Genomic DNA, 18,748 nt, shown 5'->3' with positions numbered 1-18,748 from the left:
GACCGATCGGTCAGAGATTGACCGATCGGTCAGGATTCCCAGCATTCTTGAAGCTCCCAGCCGGATGTTCCGGCGAACGAGTAGCGTGGAAGCCGACCGTACAGCAGGCACACCCGGGAGACGACAATGCGCAAGTTCATCTTCAGCAGCACCATGCTCAGCGCCATCTTCGGCGGGCTCGGCACAGTGCAGGCCACCGCGCGCGGGCCGCGCGACTGGCGCCTCATACTCATGTGGATCAGCTGGGGACTCACCGTCGCCATCGCCGCAGGAACAGTCATCAAAAACACACAGGAACGCGAAAACGAACTCGGAGAATACTGATCATGGGCTACGGATTCGGCTTCGGCCACGGCTTCCTCGCAACAGGCGCCATCGTGCTGCAACTCTTCATCGCCTTCATCGCATTCGCGGTGGTCGCGGGGCTCGTCTTCCTGCTCGTACGCTTCCTGCTGGTCGCGACCAGGGCGGCACAGATCTACGTGAACAAGAACGACGACGTGCGCCTGCCCGCCGCGCTGGCGGCGCAGCCCGCGCCGCCAGCAGATCTCACGCCGCCTGCGCCGCCCGTCGGGGCGGAAGACATCGTGCCGCCAGCCACGACGAAGCCCGACGAGGAGCCGCCCGCCGCACCCTCAACCACCCGACCCAAGAAGCCCAAGGCCTGATGCCGGCACAGACAGAGGCGGGAGCCCGCCTCGAGCTCGACGCTGTCGGCTACGGCGCCATGTCGCTCAGCGACGCCTACGGGGCCATCGACGACGCATCCGGGCTCGCCGTACTGCGCGCCGCAGTCGACGCCGGAATCACCCACATCGACACCGCCAACATCTACGGCGACGGCCGCAGCGAGACCATCATCGGCCGCTTCATCGCCGAACGCGGGCGCGACGCCATAACCCTCGCCAGCAAGGTCGGAATCATTCGCGGCGCCGACGGCAAGCGAGGCATCCGCGGTGATCGCGAATACATCCACCAGCAGGTGGAGCTGAGCCTCGCCCGGCTCGGAACCGAGCACCTCGACCTGTACTACCAGCACAGGGTCGACCCGGCCATCCCCATCGAGGAGACCGTGGGTGCGCTCGCCGAACTCGTGCAGGCCGGCAAGGTGCTGCACATCGGGCTCTCTGAGGCCACCGGCGAGGAGCTGCGACGAGCCCACGCCGTGCATCCGATCGCCGCCGTGCAATCGGAATGGAACCTGCTCAGCCGCGACGTCGAGACCTACGTCGCCCCGGCCGCCGCCGAGCTGGGCGTCACCTTCGTCGCCTTCTCTCCGCTCTCGCGCGGCCTGCTGACCGATGGTTTCGACGCATCCGTCGTCGGCACCGACCTGCGCCGCACCTTTCCGCGCTTCTGGCCCGAGAACCTGCCCGCCAACATGGCCCTCGCCCGCGAGGTGACGGCTGTCGCCGAGAAGCGCTCCGGCACGACAGAGGAGGTCGCGCTGGCCTGGCTGCGCGAGAGAGCGCGCCGCATCGGGGTCGAACTCTCGGTCATCCCCGGCACGCGCAGCATCGAGCACCTCCTGCGCAATCTGCGCTCCCAGCAGCTGCAGCTCGACGACACCGACATGGACGCCCTCGACGGGGTCGCCGCCCGCGCCGCCGGCTCGAGGTCGGCCGAAGCAGCCTGGGTCTCCGGCTCGCGCGAAGGGCTGCTCTGATCACGGCCCCTCCTATCGCGGCCCGTTTGATTGCCGTCTCACCGTCACAGTGCGCAACAAACTTTGCGGAATACGGCTCCCGAGCGGAGAGTTGCATCCACCGCACAGGAGACGGCGCGGGCACCCAGCACGAGGAAGGCAGCCGATGAGCACGAGCGCAGCACTGCAGCCGCAAGGCCAGCGGATCGACGACAGCATCGAAGAGCCTCAGGATGCGCGCCACCGCTTCGAAGGCCTCACCGCCAGCGAATTCAAGACCGTGTTCCGCAACCACCCCGCCGGCGTCGCCGTGATCACGGCCGACGCAGGAGACGGGCCCGTCGGGCTGACCGCGACCTCCGTGTTCTCGGTGAGCGCCGAGCCGCCGCTGCTCGTCTTCTCGGTGTCATCGCAGTCGTCGAGCGCCCCCACCATCCTCGCCGCCGACACCGTCGTCGTTCACCTCCTCGGCGCCGAGCAGCTCGACATCGCCACACTGTGCGCCACAAGCGACATCGACCGCTTCGCCGACACCACCATCTGGGACACCCTGCCGAGCGGCGAGCCGTACTTCACCGCCTCAGACACCTGGATCCGCGGTCGCGTCGTCTCGCGCATGGAGGCCGGCAACTCGACCGTCGTCGCCGTGCACGCGCTCGAGGCCAGCGTGCCCGACGACCTCAGCGACGCCGACCCGCTCGTCTACCACAACCGCACGTGGCACTCGCTCGGGGAGCATTCGCGCATCTAGCGCGTCCCACTCGGCGCCGCGCCTGCAGCTTGCGCGCAGGGCAGAATGGTCGCATGATCGCCGACACCGCCCGCTGCCCCTGCCTGAGCGGCGACACGTACGGCGACTGCTGCGGGCGCCTCCACCGCGGTGAGGCGCACGCGCCAACAGCGGAGCGACTCATGCGCTCCCGCTTCTCCGCATTCGCGGTCGGTGACGCCGCCTACCTGCTCGCCTCATGGCATCCGTCGACCAGGCCGACCTCGCTCGAACTCGACCCGGGCATCCGCTGGTACCGGCTCGACATCGACGGCACCGAGCGCGGCGGCATGCTCGACAGCAGCGGAACCGTAGAATTCACGGCGCACTACCGATCGGATGCGGGAGCCGGCGAACAGCACGAGACCAGCAACTTCGCGAAGGTCGACGGCCGCTGGTACTACGTCGACGGCGCCTAACCGTCGGAAGAGGCTGCCGCGTGCAGCACATCGAGCGCCACCCGCAGATCGGCTGCGGCCAGCTGACCGGGCGCACTCACGGTGCCGACCGCGCCGAACGTCAGGCATGAGCCGAAGACCTCGCCGGCGACGCGCGAAGCAACACCGAGCGGCCCCATCGACATGGTGATGGCGGGGCGCGCAGCGGTGGCGGTGAACTCCTCCGTCGCATCCAGCAGCGTGACCACGTCGCGCGGGCTGCGCGGCATGACCGCGATCTTCACAACATCGGCGCCGAGCTCCTGCTGGCGGCGCAGCCTGCCCACGATCTCCTCGCGCGGCGGGGTGGCGTCGAAGTCGTGCGACGACATGACGACCGGAACGCCTGCGTCGTGCGCGTGCGCAACGATGCGGCCCAGCGCATCCGCCGGCGTGAACATCTCCACGTCGACGGCATCGACCAGGCCGGAATCGGCGGCGAGCGCGATGAGCGCCTCATAGTCTCCTGTGGCGAGTTCTCGCTGCCCGCCCTCACGCAGCGAACGGAACGTGAACAGCACCGGCACGCCATCGGGCAGCGCCGAGCGCACCCTGCTGAGGGCATCCGTCACCGCGTCGGCATCGCCGATCTCGTCAAAGAAGTCGATGCGCAGCTCGACCAGGTCGAGCACATCGAAGGGCAGAGCGGATGCGGTGGCCGCCAACGCGTCGGCCGTCGCGTCGATGAGCGGCACGCAGATCTTGGGTGCGCCCTCCCCCAGCGTCACGCCCCGCAGCTGTACCGTCGCCGTCGCCATCTCGCCCATGCTCATGTCGCCTCCCGCTCGCATCCGACCTCCCCGAGTCTAGGGCGATCGGGCCCGCCGAAAACGAAGGACATCCGCGCCGATTGTGCCGCTGCGGGCGCGATCGGGGTCGTTATTGCGCGGATGTCCTTCGTTTTGTGCGGCGACGCGCGGGTACGCTGGCTGCATGCCAGAAGAGCTCGCCTTCTCCGCCACGATCGTGAACCCCGAATGGATGCCCGCCTGGTCGGTGATCGAAGTGCCCGGCTCGAAGGAGTTCTTCGGAACCGGCAACTCCGTGAAAGCGGATGCGACAGTCGACGGCGTCGCCGTGACATCCGCGCTCATGCCCACAGGGCAGGGCCACCACTTCATCTCGGTGAGCGCCGCGCTGCGCAAGAAGCTCGGCAAAGGCGTCGGCGACGACGTGCAGGTGCGCATCGCCCGCCGCGGTTGAGAAGGAACACGATGGAACTCGACGATCTTCTCGACGCACTGAACGCCGGCGACACCATCACGGGCGACTCACCCCTGCACGAGATCATGCACCGGATCAGTCAGGATGCCCTGCGCATCACCGGCGAGCTCAACGGCGTTTACCCCAACGCAAACATGACTGGATTCGTCGGAACGTACTAGCGGAATCAGCGTGTGACGTGCCCTCGACAACAACAAGGATCACAGCCGCCACAGGTGCGGCGGCGGCTGTGGTCGTTTACGTCAGTCAATCTTTGCTAGGTGCCCTCACGGCCGGGCCCGAGTATGGTGAGTCCGCCCCCAGCTGGGGTTCACCGTGGTGGATCGGGGCGGCGGGGCTCTTTGGTCTGGCCCTCTTCGTCTGCCTCCGTCGACTCTCCAGCGGCTTGACGATTGCGATCTCGGTGTCCGCTTGGTTATTGCCTCCGATCATCGCCGCATTGCTGATGTCGGGATCTGCGGTGGCGGCCGTCAACGTCGCGACATTGTCGATCCTGTTCGCGTTCACGCTCCACCTCTCGGGGTGGGTGGCGCTAATCGTCGCATCGTGTGCCGTCGTGCTTCGTTTTTGGTTTGGCACCGGATTGCACGTCTATATTCGCCAAATGAAAAAGACCCGGTGAAAACTCTCTTCCGACCAGGTCTTTCTTTGGTACACCCCCCGGGACTTGAACCCGGAACCCACTGATTAAGAGTCAGTTGCTCTGCCAATTGAGCTAGAGGTGCATGGCCGCTGCGGTGAAAGCTGCAGCCGAGGATCAAGATTAGCATGAGATCGAGCCCGTCGAAAACGCGAGGGCCCGACCCGAGGAGAAGCATTGGCAGAGACGACGACCACGCCGGCCGAAGGCAGCGCCGCCCCCGCATTCACGCTGGGCGATCAGGACGGCAAGCAGGTGTCCCTCTCCGATTTTCGCGGCCAGAAGGTCATCGTCTACTTCTACCCGGCGGCCAGCACTCCCGGCTGCACGAAGCAGGCCTGCGACTTCCGCGACAGTCTCGGTTCACTCTCATCCGCCGGCTATCAGGTGATCGGGGTGTCGAAGGACTCCCCCGAGAAGCTGAAGAAGTTCCAGCAGGAGGAGGCCCTCCCCTTCCCGCTGTTGAGCGATGTCAGCCTCGAGGTGCACCGCGCGTACGGCGCCTGGGGTGAGAAGAACAGCTACGGCCGCATCATCGAGGGCACCATCCGCTCCACCTTCGTCATCGATGAGCAGGGTGTGATCGAGCACGCGCTGCACAACGTGAAGGCCACAGGCCACGTGGCACGACTGCGCAAGATGCTCGACGTCGACGCGTAACGGCGCCGCTCAGGAACGGTAGCCGGTGGCCTCACGAACCGGGCGGGTGAACACCAGCACGATCACGACGACCGCAGGAACGATAAGCCCCCAGGCCATGTCCGGGCGCGCGTAGTCACCCTGCAGGAACCCGACGCCGACCGAGATCTGCAGCACCTGCCACACGATCGCCGCACCGCGCACCCACGAGCGCGCCTGCAGGGTCTGCCCCGCGAGCACCGCCAGGAACACGGTCGCCAGAACGCTGATCACCAGAATCGCCACAGCAGAGGCGTACGAGGCGGGCACCTCGACGAACAGTTCGACAGCCAGAAACACGGATGCTGCGGCGAGGAGCGCGCACTCGGCGAAGAGCACAACAGCCAACAGGATCAACAGTGCGGGCCTGCGCGGCGACGGGACCGCATCCGCCGAACCACCCCCATTGGGGTGTAGAACATCATTCACAGCGAGATCCCATACAAAAATCGTTGATTTGGCACAACCGATATGAGAGTCTATTGGAGGTCGATTTAGTTCTCACAAGGCCGTGAGCGAATCCCGAGAAACCCCCACTCTCATTACCTCCCAAGGTATCTCTGCACCCCCTGCGCGGGTATCGTTCCCGCGCGCTCACATAAGGAGTCCTATTTTGGATTGGCGCGATAACGCTGCATGTCTCACGGCCGACCCTGAGCTGTTCTTCCCTGTTGGGAACACCGGCCCGGCTGTCGACCAGATCGAGAAGGCCAAGTCCGTCTGCGGTCGTTGCAATGTGACCGAGATGTGCCTGCAGTACGCGCTCGAGACCAATCAGGACTCCGGCGTCTGGGGCGGCCTCAGCGAAGACGAGCGCCGCGCCCTCAAGCGTCGCGCCGCCCGCGCACGCCGCGCCTCCTGAACCTCTGCAACACGCACACAACAGCAGAACGTAAAACCAGCAGCACCTAGCACCAGGGAACCGGCACCCTCCCAGGCCGGTGACCACAGGCATCCGCCCCGCACATCAGCAGGGCGGATGTTCTGCTTAACGCTCGCAGTGAAGTTAAGTCCGCAACGACGTTACGACTGGCAGCGACAGCGAAGCGAGCCGCCCGTCAGTCGCGGTTGAGCCACACGAGCGGGATCTCGATGGTGACCTCGGTGCCGCTGCCCATGAGCGTGTGCCAGTCGATCGTTCCGCTCAGCTCGCCCTGGATGAGGGTGCGCACGATCTGCGTGCCGAGGCCGGTGCCCACCTTGCCCTCGGGCAGACCGCTGCCGTTGTCGCGCACCTGCACGCGCAGAACCTCGTCGTCGCGCCGCGCCTCGATCTCCACATTGCCTTCGCGGCCGGCGAGCCCATGCTCGACCGCATTCGTCACCAGCTCGGTGAGCGCAAGAGCGAGCGGCGTCGCGTAGGCGCTCGGCAGCGCGCCGAAGCTGCCGGTGAAGGTGGGGTGCACCTTCGTGTTGTGGTTGGAGGCGACCTCGGCGATGAGCAGCAGCACCCGCTCGAACACCACATCGAAGTCGACGTTCTGGCTGAGCCCCTCGCTGAGCGTGTCGTGCACGACCGCGATCGCCTCGACGCGGCGCATCGCCTGGCTGAGTGACTCGCGCGCCTCGTCGGTGTGCGAGCGACGCGCCTGGATGCGCAGAAGCGACGCCACAGTCTGCAGGTTGTTCTTCACCCGGTGGTGGATCTCGCGGATCGTCGCATCCTTCGTGATCAGTTCGCGCTCCTGGTGGCGCAGCTCCGTCACGTCGCGGCACAGCACGATCGCGCCGACCCGCTCGCCGCGCTCCCGGATGGGGATCGCCCGCAGCGTCACCGTCACCCCGCGCGCCTCTATGTCGGTGCGCCACGGCGCGCGACCCGTCACCACAAGCGGCAGCGACTCGTCGATGATGAGCTTGCCGCTGAGCAGCAGCGTGGTCACCTCGGCGAGGGACTCGCCCTCCAGCTCGCCCGAGAACCCCATGCGGTTGAAGGCGGAGAGACCGTTCGGGCTCGCAAAGGTGACGGTGCCGTCGACATCGAGCCGAACAAGACCATCGGATGCGCGGGGCGCGCCACGACGCGGGCCCGTCGGAGCCGCCAGGTCAGGGAAGTCGCCGTCGGCGATCATGCGGAACAGCTCGTTCGCGCACTCGTTGAAGGTGAGCTCCTGCCGGCTCGGTGTGCGCGCCTCGCTGAGGTTCGTGTGCCGCGTGATGACGGCGATCGGATGCTTCGTCGTCGCCGGGCTGTTCACCGCGAGCCGCCGGAACACCGGCACGGCGCGCACGCGCGTTGGCGTCTCCTCGTACCAGTCGGGGGCTGAGGAGTCGACGATCTGGCCGCTCTCGAAGGCATCCGTCACCTGCTTGATCCACTCCGGCTTGACCTCCTGGCCGACGAAGTCACGGTAGAAGAGGGTCGCCGAGCTCGACGGGCGCGCATGCGAGACTGCCACGAAACTGTTCTCGGGGGTCGGAACCCACAGCACGATGTCGGCGAAGGCGAGGTCGGCGAGCAGCTGCCAGTCACCGACGAGCTGATGGAGCCACTCGATGTCGGCCTCGCTGGAGCGGCCCTGGGCGGTTACGAGTTCAGAAAGCGTCGACACGCCTCTTAGATTAGCTCGCACGGATGCGCCTGAGACGCCGCACGACGGCGCGCAGCGGAACCCCCACCAGCCACGCGAGTGAACCACTGATCGAATGGTCGTAGGTGCCGAGCGCCTTGCGCCTGTCCCACGCCCTGCGCAGGCCGCCGCCGACGACCGTCTCCCGCGCCATCCGCCATGGCAGCGTCGCCCGCGCGTTCGCCGCGACCAGCTCGTCGAGCATCCCCACCCAGCTGTCGTGCTCGCGACCGTGCAGATAGTTGTCGTCGCACCACTCCGGGGCAGCCTGGTGGAACTCGCCCGCCATCAGCTGCTCGCTGTCACCGAACAGCCCGCTGCCCTCGAATACCACATTGATCAGGTGCGGGGAGACGCCGAAATCGTTGGGCAACAGCACCGGGATGCCCGCAGCAACGGCCTCGATGGCCGCCGTCGAACTCACGGTGACGAGCGCACCCGCCCGGGCCAGATGCTGCCCCATGGGCCCGCCCTCGACCACCAGATTGGAGGGTGCCGGCGGGTCGAGCTCGCGCATCAGCTCGGCGAAGTCGTAGGTCTCGGCGTGCGTCTGCGCCTCGCCGCCGACCGCCCGCACCTTCACGACCACGCGACGCTCGGGGCCGCGCCGGGCAAGCTCGGCGAGCCAACCGAGCAGCAGCAGGCGGTCCTCCCGCTCGCGTGGCACGATCGCCTGCGAGGCGAAGATCACATCCGTGCCTGACGGAGCAGAGCCCGATGGCGCAGAACCGGCCGGCGCAGAGCCAGACGCCGCAGGACCGGCCGGATGCGCATCCGCCGGAATGAACGGAAGCGTCGCCAACCCGAACCGCTGCGTCGACCCCATCTCCGCGGCGAGCGCCGAGAACTCGCGCACCTCACGTCTGCTGTGCAGCACCACCATGTCGACATGCGAACGGTAGGTGACAGCCTTGCGCGCGGCGGGGATGGTGATGCCGGGCAGTCCGCTGAGCAGCACCGGGCGGTGGCCGAGCACACCCCTCACGGCTCTGGCGACCACGCGCACGACGGGGCCGCGCAGGGCGGCGAGCACGACATCCGGTCGCTCCTGCTCGATGAGCTGCTGCAGCTCGGCCAGCGGCACCTCGCGCGCATCCGCCGAACAGAAGTCGGTCGCCGCGAGCGCCGCCTCAAGCTGCGCCGGGCTGGGCTTCACCGGGGAGGCGAGCACGACGAGCTGCTTCTGCCATTCGGGGCCGAGCGTCGAGGCGAGTGCCGCACCCCATTTGATGTACGAGTCGGAGTCCCCGACGACGAGGAATCTCACCCCTCAGGCCGTGGGCGCGGGCACCCGGCGCAGCTTCGCCAGAGGTGCCAGCTCGCCCGGGAAGACGCGCTTGACGCCGTCACCCATGGCCTCGCCGATGATGCGGATGTCGCGAACCAGGTGCTCGAAGCCCTGCGGCTCGAGTGACGCGGCGTGATCGGAGCCCCACATGGTGCGGTCGAGCGTGATGTGCCGCTCCACCGCGACAGCGCCCAGCGCGACCGCGGCGAGCGAGATCTGCAGGCCGCGCTCATGACCCGAGTAGCCGATCGGCACATTCCGGTAGCGCTGCTGGAGGGTGAGGATCGTGCGCAGGTTCGCCTCCTCGGGCGGCAGCGGGTACGTCGACGTCGCGTGCAGCATCACGAGCTTCTCGGTGCCGAGCACCTCCACGGCAGCGTCGATCTCCTGCAGGGTCGACATGCCCGTCGACAGGATGATGGTCTTGCCCGTCTGCGCCAGCCGCGCGAGCAGGCCATGGTCGGTGACGGATGCCGAGGCCACCTTGTGCGCGCCGACACCGAGATCCTCCAGAAAGTCGACGGAGGGCTCGTCCCACGGCGAAGCGAACCAGTCCAGGCCGCGGAGGGTCGCGTAGTCGCCGATCTCGACATACTGCTCACGGTCGAACTCGACGCGGTAGCGGTAGTCGAGGTAGCTCATGGTGCCCCACGGCGTCTCACGCGGCACCTGCTTCATGTGCTCCGGCGTGGAGATCTCGGGCGTGCGCTTCTGGAACTTGACCGCCTGGGCGCCCGCCTCAGCAGCCACGTCGATGAGCTTCTTGGCGAGCTCGACGTCACCATTGTGGTTGAGCCCGATCTCCGCGATCACATAGACCGGGTGGCCGGCCCCGATGGGGGTGCCCTGGATCGAAACGGTCATCTGCGTTCTCCTGTCGTGGTGGTGACGTCGTGCGAGGGCACGACGTCGGTGGTGCTGAAGGATGCCCGAGCGGCGAGCACCCGGTCGGCCAGTTCGCGCACGGCACCCGAACCGCCGGGCGTGGCCAGCACGATGCGGGCCGCCGCGAGGGCATCGGGGTGGGCGTCGGGAACGGCGACCGGCCATCCGACTGCTGCGAAGCATCCGAGGTCATTGACGTCATTGCCCAGGTAGGCGACCCGATCGAGCGAGAGTCCTCGGTCGGCAGCCCAGACGCGCAGAGCTGCAGCCTTGTCGTCGGATGCCTGGATGACGTCGACGCCGAGCTTGGCCGCCCGCGCCGTCACCACCGGGTTCGTCTCGGTCGAGAGGATGAGCACGGGCACGCCCGCGCGGCGCAGCAGCGAAACTCCCATGCCGTCGCCGCGGTGCACCGTGACGCGTTCGACGCCGTCGGCGGAGACGGATGCCCGATTGTCGGTGTGCACGCCGTCGAAGTCGGTGACGACGGCGTCGACGTCGAGCTCGACGACCCTCGGGGTTGCCCCGTGGCGTGCGGTCCACAGCGGTTCGATGGCCTCGGCGAGCCGCAGCTCGTCCTCCGTGTCGATCTCGATGGAGCCGAGCTCGTCGACCTCGGCCACGCCCACGCGCCCGAAGAAGCGGTGGCCGGCCTCACGAAAGCCGTCGGCCCGCATCACATAGAAGGCGCCCGTCTCGCGGAAATGCGGTTCGCGGTCCTGCCGACGCGGCCTGAACGTCGGGTCGTGATTGATTCCGGATGCCTCGCCGTCGTTCTGCCCCCACAGGAACTCATACGTCGGCACCGCAGAGAACACCACATCGCATTCGCCCTCATCGACGCGGCGGATGGCCTCATCGAGCACGGTCGGGTCGATGAACGGCGAAGTCGCCTGAATGAAGACGACGATGCGCGGCTGCTCGTCGAGCTGGTCGAGCGCATGCAGCAGCGCCGACTCGGATGACGCGGTCGCGCCAGAAAGCTCGGCCGGCCGGTCGATCACCTCAGCGCCAGCGGAGCGGGCGACCTGTGCGATCTCGACATCATCGGTCGTGACAATCACACGGTCTACGCGCAAACCCCCGTTTGCTGCCCGCACCGCCCGCGCGACGAGCGGAAACCCCCCGATACGTCGCAGGTTCTTTCCCGGTACCCCCTGGGAACCGCCACGGGCAGGTACCAGCGCCACAACAGTCACAGCCGGTACCTCCTCCGCTCGACTCAGCGAAGGTAACTTTCGGATTCGACCGGCAGGTGGAGAGCAGGTTAACGACAGACGACGAGCGGGAAGACGGCTTCTCTCCTAGCCGCGAAGCCTGCTCACGGTGGGTGCTGCGGGCACCTCGGCAGCCCTCATGGTGTTTCGAGCCCGCGATGGCCAGCGGATGCCGCGACGGCGGTCTGGCAGCGCAGCTGCCGGCGGCAGGATGCGCTGGGTGACGAGGGCTCCGATGGCCACCCGCGCAGGAGACTTCGCCGCGACGTCGTACAGTGTCGCGCCGGTCAGCACCGCGGCATCCGTCGCCTGCCTGTCGTACGGCACCATCACCGGCGCGGTGATGCCGCCGAAACGCTCGAGGGACTGCGTGACCTGAGCCGCCGGGGACGAACCGATCGCCGAAGAGCGCAACCTGTTCATGACAACGAGGATGCGCTCGGTGACGATCGTCTCGAGCAGATCGACGTGGGCGCGCAGGAAGCGCGACAGCCCGACCGGGTCAGCCGAACCCACTGCGACGACCTGATCGGCCTCCCGGAGCGCGGCGATCGTCGCTGCATTGCGGCGCGGCGCGGCCAGATCGCTCACGATCTCCTCGTCACCCTCAAGGTTGAAACCCGTGTCGACGACGGTGTAGTCGACCCACTTGCGGCACTCCGCGAGCGTCGCCACAACCCTCTCCGCGGAGAGCTCGGGCCACCTGCTCGGCCTGCCGATTCCGGTGAGCACCCAGAAACTGCCATGCGGTGAGGAATAACGCTGGCCTATGCGCTCCAGCTCGGCGCGCGTGAGGGCGCCGCTGCCTGCGAGCCTGCAGGCGGCCGCGAAGCCGGGCGCCTCGTCGAGCAACCCCAGCGTGGGAGCGACGGAACCGCTGTGCGTGTCGACATCGGCGAGCGCGACCGTGTGCCCTGCCGACGCCAGCTCGGCGGCGATGTTGATGGCGAGCGTCGTACGGCCGGGAGCCCCGGCAGGCCCCCAGACGGCGATGACATTGCCACGCCCGCCGGTGGGGCCCGGCAGCGCCTCCGCCCGGAGCGGGGCGCCGAGCAGCACGGCCTCGATGCGAGCCCAGTCGGCGTCGCCCTCGACGACCTCATGCAGACCGATGTTCGCCGCATGCCGGCGCCCCGCATCCGTCTCGGCAATGGCGACGATGCGCACGCCCGCGGCATCCGCCTCGGCGACCAGGCGCGGGTTGAGGTAGCGCTCGACGGAGGAGACGATGGCGAAGTCGCTGCGGGATGCCGCGAGCACGGATGCCAGTTCGTCGGCACTCGAGCAGCGGGCCGTCACGTCGTAGCCGTGGGCTGCGACATCGTCGATGAGCCCGCCCTCACGCCCCGGCACGACCGCGAGGGCGATGCGGCCGACGCCGCTCATTCGCTCGCCTGGCCGCTCGAGGCGATGATCGAGAGCACATCGCCGTCGGCCTTCGCCTCGAGGATGCGCGCCGTCAGACCGCGCGGCACCATGAGTTCGACCATCACCGAGGCTCCGCCCGAGACGATGCCCTCCTGCTCCGCGATGCGCACCACGGTCGCCGCGGAGGCCACAAGAACGGGCGTCTCGTACTCGCCGCGCTCCCCCGCGCCGGCCGCCCACAGGTCGACGAGCGAGCCCTCTCCCACCGAGCGTGGCAACTGCCCCAGCACGGGCACGACGATGGATGCGGAGGTCACGTCGTCGGCGCTGCCCACGGCGGAGATCGGCACGAGCTCGCCCTTCACGACCGTGCGGGTGATGACGACGCCGTCGTCCACGACGCCGCCCGGCGCAAGATAACTGCCGGTGAGCTCACCCAGACGCACCCTGCGCTCGACCAGATCACCCGACGTCACCACATCCCCTGCCGCAAGCGTGCCATCAGCCGCGTAGACGGTGACGGTGTCGTCGGCCGCAGTGACGATCGCCATGACGCCGACGACGGATGCGACGACCAGGCCGAGACCGATGGCCAGGCGTGGGTCGAACCACCGCGAACGGGTGCGACGGCCACTCGGCTGCCTGTCGTGGGCTGTCAGCGAGCTCATGGGTCTCCTCGGGGGTCACGGATGTGCGGTGCCAAACTCAATAGTGGAGACATTCCGCCACAGGCCTCGAAAGTTATCCACAGGCCCGTTCGACGGCTCTGTCTGCGTCCATAATCGAACTATGACTGGCACCGACCACACCCCGGACTCGACCCCGCTGGGCCGTTTCCTGACGCTGGCCGACGTGGCCGAGGTCCTGAACATCTCGGCGAGTCAGGCCTATGCGCTCGTGCGCAGCGCGGAGCTTCCGGCGATCAAGGTCGGGGCGGGAGGGCACTGGCGCGTCGAGCGATCCGTGCTCGAGTCGTACATCGAGGCGAAGTATGAAGAGGCGCGGCGCATGAACCTGTGGAACCAGGCCGAGTTCGCCGACATCCCCGAGCTGACGATCGCACCGCGCGGGCAGTGACCCCGACAGGGACGTGCGCTAGATCCTGACGAGCTCGATCGCCTCGAAGGGGATGACCCTGTACTGGGTCACATCGCGCTCCCGGCGGGCGACGCCCGCATCGTGCAGCGCCATGTCGAAATGGTCACGCCCGACCCGATCGATCGTGCCCTGCAGCCGCATGCCCGTGGCGAGATGCAGCTCGATGGCACGGCGGCGGCGACACAGGTCTCGCAGAACATAACCGAGCCCGAGGCGGGCCGACAGAGAACTGCCGGCCCCCGCATCCGGAACCCCCACGGGTCGCACCGGCACGACTTCGGAGCCGGCGACGGGGCGCAGGCTCAGTTCGACCTGCTGACGGGTGAGCACGAGCCCCGCGACGGCGGCGAGCGGCACGACGCACTGCGAGCGCCTGCCCGAGAGTTCGACCAGCTCTGCGGCGAACCAGTCGCGGCCGAATGTGATCGCCCGCACATCGATCATGCGCTCGCCGGCCAGAAGCAGGCGCAGGAGAGGAACGGATGCCTCACCCCTGGCCTCCTGCACGGCAAGGATGCGATCGCGGAGGGATAGCCGTGCGAGCCTCAGCCGCTCCTCTTCGGCGCGCAGATCGATCTCTTCGGCGGTCAGCTCGTGTTCGAGCTGACTTTCGAGATCGTCGAAGAGATTGTCCCAGCGCATGGGGAGACGTTACGGCGAATCGTCTTCTCCGCGTGGAAGTTTTCCACAGCCCCGAATCGGGGGCGTGGACTATTTCTCGGATCAATGGTTTAGTCACTCGAGGCACCCCCCATTACGGGGGTAGACGGTCCCCCCGAATCGTCAGCCGAAAATCCCGAACCGTTACCCCACGGAGCCCCCATGAGCACAGCCCTGGCCGCATCCGGCCCCCAGCAGGCGCATCCCCCGCATCGACGCCCCCTCACCCTCGCAGCGCAGACGCTTCCGAGCAAGGTGATCCGCGCCCCCTACGAGCCCGACGCCTACTTCGGCAAGCAGCCCGCAGCATCCGCGGCCCTTCCCGACCCGCGCCCGCTGCTCGAGAACCTCACCCGCTGTGTCATCGAGATCCTTGCGGGAGCGCGTGACCTGCAGCAGATCGCCCGCTGGGTCGACGATGGCGTCTACAAGAACCTGCTCAAGCGGGTCGTGCTCTCCGACAGGGCGCGCCGGGCCAAGGGTCAGGCTGCGACCCGGCCCAGCTTCTCCATCGGCTCCGTCACGATCGACGAGCCCCGCGATGGGGCCGTCGAGGCGGTCGTGATCGTGCGCGGCAGGGCCCGTACGCGCGCCGTCGCCATCAGGCTGGAGGGCTTCGACAACAGATGGCGTGCCGTCGCCATCAACGTGCTCTGAGTCGGACATGCGCGACATCGCCGCCGCTTGCTGACGGCAGCGTCGGCAAATGTTCCTGACACTTGTGTCAGTATAATAGACTGGGCTCATGCCCCGCATTTCCGCACCCACCGTCGCCGAGCATCGCAGGCACCAACGCGAGGCACTCCTCGCCGCCGCGACCGAGCTGCTCGTCGAAGGGGGCGTCTCGGCAGTCACCCCGGGTGCCGTCGGTGCGGCCGCCGGGCTCTCCCGCCCGGCCGTCTACCAATACTTCGCGTCGGGGCCGGCCATCCTGGGCGCCATCATCGAAGACGCCTTCCCCAAAGCCAACGCGGCACTGCTCGAGGTGCTCGATTCGGATGCTCCGCCAGCGGAACGCATCGACACCTACCTTCGTGAGACGCTCCGCCTGGCCGCCGACGGCGCACACCGTGCCGCCGCCGCGCTCTCGGGCGCGCAACTCCCCGAGGAGTTCCGCGGCCGGCTGCGCGAACTGCACCGCGAACAGGCGGCACCTCTGATGTCCGCGCTGCGCGAACTCGCGGCAGAGAACCCGTCGGCGATCGGCAATGTGGATCTCACCGCCATGCTGCTCGGCGGCGTGGTCGAGGCGGCGATGCGCGCCCTCGAGCACGGGGCGCCGCTCGCCGCCGTGACTCGGCACACCATCGCGCATGTGCGCGGATCCCTGCACCTCTGACGCCTGCCCGGCCGCCCGCATCCGCCGCTCTGGTTAGACTGGTCACCGCTCGCGGGAGTGGTGAAATTGGTATACACGCCAGATTTAGGTTCTGGTGCCGAAAGGCGTGAGGGTTCAAGTCCCTTCTCCCGTACTTTTTTCGGGGTCGATTCGGGGGTTAACCCTGAGGGTTCCTGTGAGCGGCGCGCGGTACTCTGTGTGAGTGCCGCTCGGCGCATCCACCAGGCCTGATCGACTGGAGTCACCCGCTTTTGCTTCCCCTCGCACTCATCCCGTGGCTCGACCCTGAGACCATCATCCAGTCCGCAGGCCCGTGGGCCCTGCTCATCGTGTGCCTCATCGTCTTCTCCGAGACCGGGCTGCTCGTGGGCTTCCTGCTGCCCGGCGACACGCTGCTCGTCATCTCCGGCCTGCTCACGCACACCTCGCTCGTCTTCGGGCTCGAGATCTGGTGGGTGGGCATCCTGATCGGGGTCGCCGCATTCGCGGGCGGTGAGGTCGGCTACCTGATCGGCCACAGGTTCGGCCCGAGCGTGTTCGAGCGCAAGGAGAGCGGGCTGTTCAGTCGCGAGAACGTCGAACGCACCAACCGCTTCTTCGAGCGCTTCGGCGGCATCTCGGTCATCCTCGCCCGCTTCGTGCCCATCCTGCGCACCTTCGTGCCGGTCGCCGCAGGCGTCGGCCACATGAACTACAAGAAGTACTCGCTGTACAACCTCATCGGCGCCGTGCTCTGGGGCTTCGGGCTCACCTTCTTCGGGTACCTCATCGGTTACATCCCGCCCGTCGCCGACTTCGTCAAGGAGTACATCGACGTCATCCTCATCGGCGCCGTCACCATCACCGCCATCCCGACCGTGTGGCACTACCTGCAGTCGAGCAGCAAGGCGCGCAAGGCCCGCCTGGCAGGGGTTCCGCCGCTCACGGCCGACGAGGCCGTCGTCGACCCGGCCTACTTCGATCAGGACCCCAGCAACGACCCCAAATAGTCATCGGGCTGCGATTCAGAGCGGCGACACCCAGACGGATGCCGCGGCAGCGTCACCGAGATCGTGTTCAGTGGCGCCGACCCGCACCGTGAGCGCGCCGCCGAACGGCCGCCGCCCGACCACCGCGATGGGGGCATCCAGCTCCACCGCCTCCGCCGTGAGGTAGCGCAGCAGCATCGGATCGCTGTCGCTGATCCGCGCAATGCGGCCCTCGAAGCCGTCGGGGGCCTCCGACAGGAGCACGGCATCCGGCCTCTGCACTGTGCCATCCGCCGAGGGGATCGGGTCGCCGTGCGGGTCACGGCTCGGCTGCCCGAGCTGCTCCGCGATCGCCTCCAACAGGCGGTCGGAGAGGCTGTGCTCGAGCACCTCCGCCTCATCGTGAACCTCATCCCAGCCGTAACCGAAGGAGCTCACCAACCAGGTCTCGATCAGCCGGTGCCGGCGCACCATGCGCAGGGCGAGCATCCGCCCCTCCTCGGTCAGCGTCACCGCGCCATACGGAACATGCGTCACCAGGCCGGCCACCGCAAGCTTCTTGACCATCTCGGTGACCGTCGACGCGGCCAGACCCAGCTTCGCGGCGAGCACCGACGGCGTCACCGGCACCGGCTGCCACTCGGTATGCGCATAGATGACCTTCACGTAGTCCTCGACGACGGATGTCGGGGCGCCGGGTTTCTTCACGACTCTCCTCCCGCCAGCGTCAACACGATCAGTGCCAGATTCAGCGCCACCACCAGCAGTACGACGATACCGAGCGCCCAGCTCACCCAGCGACGATTCACCGCCTCGCCCATCAGCGAGCGATCATTCGTGAGGCGCAGCAGCGGCACAAGCGCGAACGGGATGCCGAAACTGAGAAACACCTGGCTCACCACGAGCGCCCAGGTGGGGCTCACGCCCAGCCCCAAAACGATGAGCGCAGGAATCATGGTCACCACCCGACGCACGAAGATGGGGATGCGCCTGTGCAGCAGGCCCTCCATGATGGTGGCGCCCGCATAGCTGCCGACGGCGGTCGACGCGAGGCCGGATGCGAGCAGGCCGATCGCGAAGACAAGCGCCACCCCCGGGCCGAGCGCGCCCTCAATGGCGGCATGCGCGCCGTCGATCGTGTCGGTGCCGTCGATGTCACGCAGGTTCACTGCGGCGAGCAGCAGCATGCCGATGTTCACGACACCCGCCACACCCAGCGCTATGACGACGTCCCAGCGGGTGGCCTTCAGAAGGCGAGCGCGATCATCCGCCCCCTTCGCCTTTCCGTGGCGGTCGCGGGCGAGCGCCGAGTGCACGTAGATGGCGTGCGGCATGACCGTCGCGCCGAGCATGCTGGCCGCCAGCAGCACCGATTCGGTTCCGTCGAAACGGGGCAGCAACCCGTCGAGCACGGCGCCGCCATCGGGTGGGCGCACGACGAGCCCGGCGAGGAAGCCGATGGCGACCACCGCGAGCATGCCCACGATCACGAACTCGAACGGGCGCTGACCGTAGCGGCTCTGCAGACCCAGCATGATCATGGAGACGGCGCCGACGATGACGCCGCCGAGCACGAGCGGGAGCCCGAACAGCAGCTGCAACGCGATCGCACCGCCGATGACCTCTGCGACATCGGTGGCGACGGCGACAAGCTCGGCCTGCGCCCAGAACAGGCGCCGCGGATGCTTCGAGAGCCGCTCCCCCAGCAGCTGCGGCATGGTGCGCCCCGTGACGATGCCGAGCTTCGCCGACTGGTACTGCACGAGCGCGGCCATGAGGTTGGCGGCGACGAGCACCCACACGAGCAGGTAGCCGAATTTGGCGCCGCCGGTGAGATTCGCGGCGACGTTGCCGGGGTCGACGTAGGCGATCGCGGCGACGAATGCGGGGCCGAGGAGGAACATCCCTCGACGGATGCGACCCTTTCGAATCACCGGCTGATCAAATTTCGGCATACCGAAA

25 protein-coding genes and 2 tRNA genes are annotated in these 18,748 nt (G+C 67.7%); 15 read left to right on the top strand and 12 right to left on the bottom strand.

Annotated elements, in window-relative coordinates:
* Window positions 1-126: 126 nt before the first annotated feature.
* The 5 genes from FB562_RS02730 (at window position 127) to FB562_RS02710 (ending at window position 2,833) form a co-directional block, all read left to right on the top strand.
* Window positions 127-324: a hypothetical protein gene (locus tag FB562_RS02730; protein WP_141879734.1), complete on the top strand. Its 198-nt coding sequence runs from the start codon at window positions 127-129 to the stop codon at window positions 322-324.
* 2 nt (window positions 325-326) lie between these two features.
* Window positions 327-668, top strand: a complete 342-nt coding sequence (locus FB562_RS02725; RefSeq protein WP_141879733.1) for a hypothetical protein — start codon at window positions 327-329, stop codon at window positions 666-668.
* Window positions 668-1,666, top strand: coding sequence for an aldo/keto reductase (locus FB562_RS02720; RefSeq protein ID WP_141879732.1), 999 nt, complete (start codon window positions 668-670; stop codon window positions 1,664-1,666). The genes FB562_RS02725 and FB562_RS02720 overlap by 1 nt, the downstream gene beginning before the upstream one ends.
* Before the next feature lie 145 nt (window positions 1,667-1,811).
* Entirely contained in the window at window positions 1,812-2,396 is a 585-nt protein-coding gene (locus FB562_RS02715) for a flavin reductase family protein (protein ID WP_141879731.1), read from the top strand.
* Window positions 2,397-2,449: 53 nt separating this feature from the next.
* Window positions 2,450-2,833 carry a YchJ family protein gene (locus FB562_RS02710; RefSeq protein WP_141879730.1) on the top strand — a complete coding sequence of 128 codons (384 nt, stop codon included), beginning with the start codon at window positions 2,450-2,452 and terminating at the stop codon, window positions 2,831-2,833.
* On the opposite strand, the gene aroD is transcribed toward FB562_RS02710, so the two are convergent.
* Complete coding sequence (gene aroD / locus FB562_RS02705) at window positions 2,830-3,624, bottom strand: type I 3-dehydroquinate dehydratase (protein ID WP_221625356.1); 795 nt, start codon at window positions 3,622-3,624, stop codon at window positions 2,830-2,832. The two genes, FB562_RS02710 and aroD, sit on opposite strands and share 4 nt — an antisense overlap.
* A gap of 160 nt (window positions 3,625-3,784) precedes the next feature.
* Between aroD and FB562_RS02700 the strand changes: the two genes are divergently transcribed.
* From FB562_RS02700 to FB562_RS02690, 3 genes are all read left to right on the top strand, one after another.
* Window positions 3,785-4,054 (top strand): DUF1905 domain-containing protein, encoded by a 270-nt coding sequence (locus tag FB562_RS02700; protein ID WP_141879729.1) that lies wholly within the window; start codon window positions 3,785-3,787, stop codon window positions 4,052-4,054.
* 11 nt (window positions 4,055-4,065) lie between these two features.
* Entirely contained in the window at window positions 4,066-4,236 is a 171-nt protein-coding gene (locus FB562_RS02695) for a hypothetical protein (RefSeq protein ID WP_246081313.1), read from the top strand.
* Window positions 4,237-4,460: 224 nt separating this feature from the next.
* On the top strand, window positions 4,461-4,697 hold the full coding sequence (locus FB562_RS02690; protein ID WP_141879728.1) for a hypothetical protein: 237 nt from the start codon (window positions 4,461-4,463) through the stop codon (window positions 4,695-4,697).
* Between the two features lie 27 nt (window positions 4,698-4,724).
* Here FB562_RS02690 and FB562_RS02685 read toward each other — a convergent pair.
* Window positions 4,725-4,800: transfer RNA gene (locus FB562_RS02685), tRNA-Lys, on the bottom strand.
* Between the two features lie 92 nt (window positions 4,801-4,892).
* Here FB562_RS02685 and bcp point away from each other — a divergent pair.
* Window positions 4,893-5,375 (top strand): thioredoxin-dependent thiol peroxidase, encoded by a 483-nt coding sequence (gene bcp / locus FB562_RS02680; protein WP_141879727.1) that lies wholly within the window; start codon window positions 4,893-4,895, stop codon window positions 5,373-5,375.
* Between the two features lie 9 nt (window positions 5,376-5,384).
* Here bcp and FB562_RS02675 read toward each other — a convergent pair whose 3' ends face one another.
* Window positions 5,385-5,822 carry a hypothetical protein gene (locus tag FB562_RS02675; RefSeq protein WP_246081312.1) on the bottom strand — a complete coding sequence of 146 codons (438 nt, stop codon included), beginning with the start codon at window positions 5,820-5,822 and terminating at the stop codon, window positions 5,385-5,387.
* Window positions 5,823-6,006: 184 nt separating this feature from the next.
* On the opposite strand from FB562_RS02675, the gene FB562_RS02670 reads away from it, so the two are divergent.
* Window positions 6,007-6,255 carry a WhiB family transcriptional regulator gene (locus FB562_RS02670; protein ID WP_141879726.1) on the top strand — a complete coding sequence of 83 codons (249 nt, stop codon included), beginning with the start codon at window positions 6,007-6,009 and terminating at the stop codon, window positions 6,253-6,255.
* A gap of 196 nt (window positions 6,256-6,451) precedes the next feature.
* Here the strand turns inward: FB562_RS02670 and FB562_RS02665 are convergent, their stop codons facing one another.
* From FB562_RS02665 to FB562_RS02640, 6 genes are all read right to left on the bottom strand, one after another.
* Window positions 6,452-7,945, bottom strand: coding sequence for a sensor histidine kinase (locus FB562_RS02665; RefSeq protein ID WP_141879725.1), 1,494 nt, complete (start codon window positions 7,943-7,945; stop codon window positions 6,452-6,454).
* 10 nt (window positions 7,946-7,955) lie between these two features.
* On the bottom strand, window positions 7,956-9,230 hold the full coding sequence (locus tag FB562_RS02660; protein ID WP_141879724.1) for a DUF6716 putative glycosyltransferase: 1,275 nt from the start codon (window positions 9,228-9,230) through the stop codon (window positions 7,956-7,958).
* A 3-nt stretch (window positions 9,231-9,233) separates the two neighbouring features.
* The gene (locus tag FB562_RS02655; RefSeq protein ID WP_141879723.1) at window positions 9,234-10,115 is read right to left on the bottom strand and encodes an N-acetylneuraminate synthase family protein; all 882 of its coding nucleotides are present in this window, start codon (window positions 10,113-10,115) and stop codon (window positions 9,234-9,236) included.
* Window positions 10,112-11,326, bottom strand: coding sequence for a cytidylyltransferase domain-containing protein (locus tag FB562_RS02650; protein WP_342777295.1), 1,215 nt, complete (start codon window positions 11,324-11,326; stop codon window positions 10,112-10,114). Before FB562_RS02650 ends, FB562_RS02655 begins: the two co-directional genes overlap by 4 nt.
* Window positions 11,327-11,440: 114 nt before the next feature.
* The gene (locus FB562_RS02645; RefSeq protein WP_141879721.1) at window positions 11,441-12,739 is read right to left on the bottom strand and encodes a CpaE/TadZ family protein; all 1,299 of its coding nucleotides are present in this window, start codon (window positions 12,737-12,739) and stop codon (window positions 11,441-11,443) included.
* Entirely contained in the window at window positions 12,736-13,389 is a 654-nt protein-coding gene (locus FB562_RS02640) for a hypothetical protein (RefSeq protein ID WP_141879720.1), read from the bottom strand. Before FB562_RS02640 ends, FB562_RS02645 begins: the two co-directional genes overlap by 4 nt.
* A 121-nt stretch (window positions 13,390-13,510) precedes the next feature.
* Between FB562_RS02640 and FB562_RS02635 the strand changes: the two genes are divergently transcribed.
* The gene (locus tag FB562_RS02635) at window positions 13,511-13,798 is read left to right on the top strand and encodes a helix-turn-helix domain-containing protein (protein ID WP_141879719.1); all 288 of its coding nucleotides are present in this window, start codon (window positions 13,511-13,513) and stop codon (window positions 13,796-13,798) included.
* Between the two features lie 18 nt (window positions 13,799-13,816).
* On the opposite strand, the gene FB562_RS02630 is transcribed toward FB562_RS02635, so the two are convergent.
* Window positions 13,817-14,461: a hypothetical protein gene (locus FB562_RS02630; protein ID WP_141879718.1), complete on the bottom strand. Its 645-nt coding sequence runs from the start codon at window positions 14,459-14,461 to the stop codon at window positions 13,817-13,819.
* 180 nt (window positions 14,462-14,641) lie between these two features.
* On the opposite strand from FB562_RS02630, the gene FB562_RS02625 reads away from it, so the two are divergent.
* From FB562_RS02625 to FB562_RS02610, 4 genes are all read left to right on the top strand, one after another.
* Window positions 14,642-15,136, top strand: a complete 495-nt coding sequence (locus FB562_RS02625) for an Rv3235 family protein (RefSeq protein WP_221625355.1) — start codon at window positions 14,642-14,644, stop codon at window positions 15,134-15,136.
* An 88-nt stretch (window positions 15,137-15,224) separates the two neighbouring features.
* Window positions 15,225-15,818 carry a TetR/AcrR family transcriptional regulator gene (locus FB562_RS02620; protein ID WP_141879717.1) on the top strand — a complete coding sequence of 198 codons (594 nt, stop codon included), beginning with the start codon at window positions 15,225-15,227 and terminating at the stop codon, window positions 15,816-15,818.
* A 51-nt stretch (window positions 15,819-15,869) separates the two neighbouring features.
* Window positions 15,870-15,951: transfer RNA gene (locus FB562_RS02615), tRNA-Leu, on the top strand.
* A gap of 118 nt (window positions 15,952-16,069) precedes the next feature.
* A complete protein-coding gene (locus tag FB562_RS02610) occupies window positions 16,070-16,807 on the top strand; it encodes a DedA family protein (RefSeq protein WP_141879716.1) in 738 nt (245 codons plus the stop codon).
* Between the two features lie 15 nt (window positions 16,808-16,822).
* On the opposite strand, the gene FB562_RS02605 is transcribed toward FB562_RS02610, so the two are convergent.
* Both FB562_RS02605 and FB562_RS02600 read right to left on the bottom strand, forming a co-directional pair.
* The gene (locus FB562_RS02605; protein WP_141879715.1) at window positions 16,823-17,494 is read right to left on the bottom strand and encodes a metal-dependent transcriptional regulator; all 672 of its coding nucleotides are present in this window, start codon (window positions 17,492-17,494) and stop codon (window positions 16,823-16,825) included.
* On the bottom strand, window positions 17,491-18,741 hold the full coding sequence (locus tag FB562_RS02600) for an Nramp family divalent metal transporter (protein ID WP_141879714.1): 1,251 nt from the start codon (window positions 18,739-18,741) through the stop codon (window positions 17,491-17,493). Before FB562_RS02600 ends, FB562_RS02605 begins: the two co-directional genes overlap by 4 nt.
* Between the last annotated feature and the right edge of the window lie 7 nt (window positions 18,742-18,748).

The sequence above is a fragment of the Homoserinimonas aerilata genome (assembly GCF_006716125.1).
Classification (GTDB): Bacteria; Actinomycetota; Actinomycetes; order Actinomycetales; family Microbacteriaceae; genus Homoserinimonas; species Homoserinimonas aerilata.
This window is presented reverse-complemented; position numbering and strand designations above follow the sequence as displayed.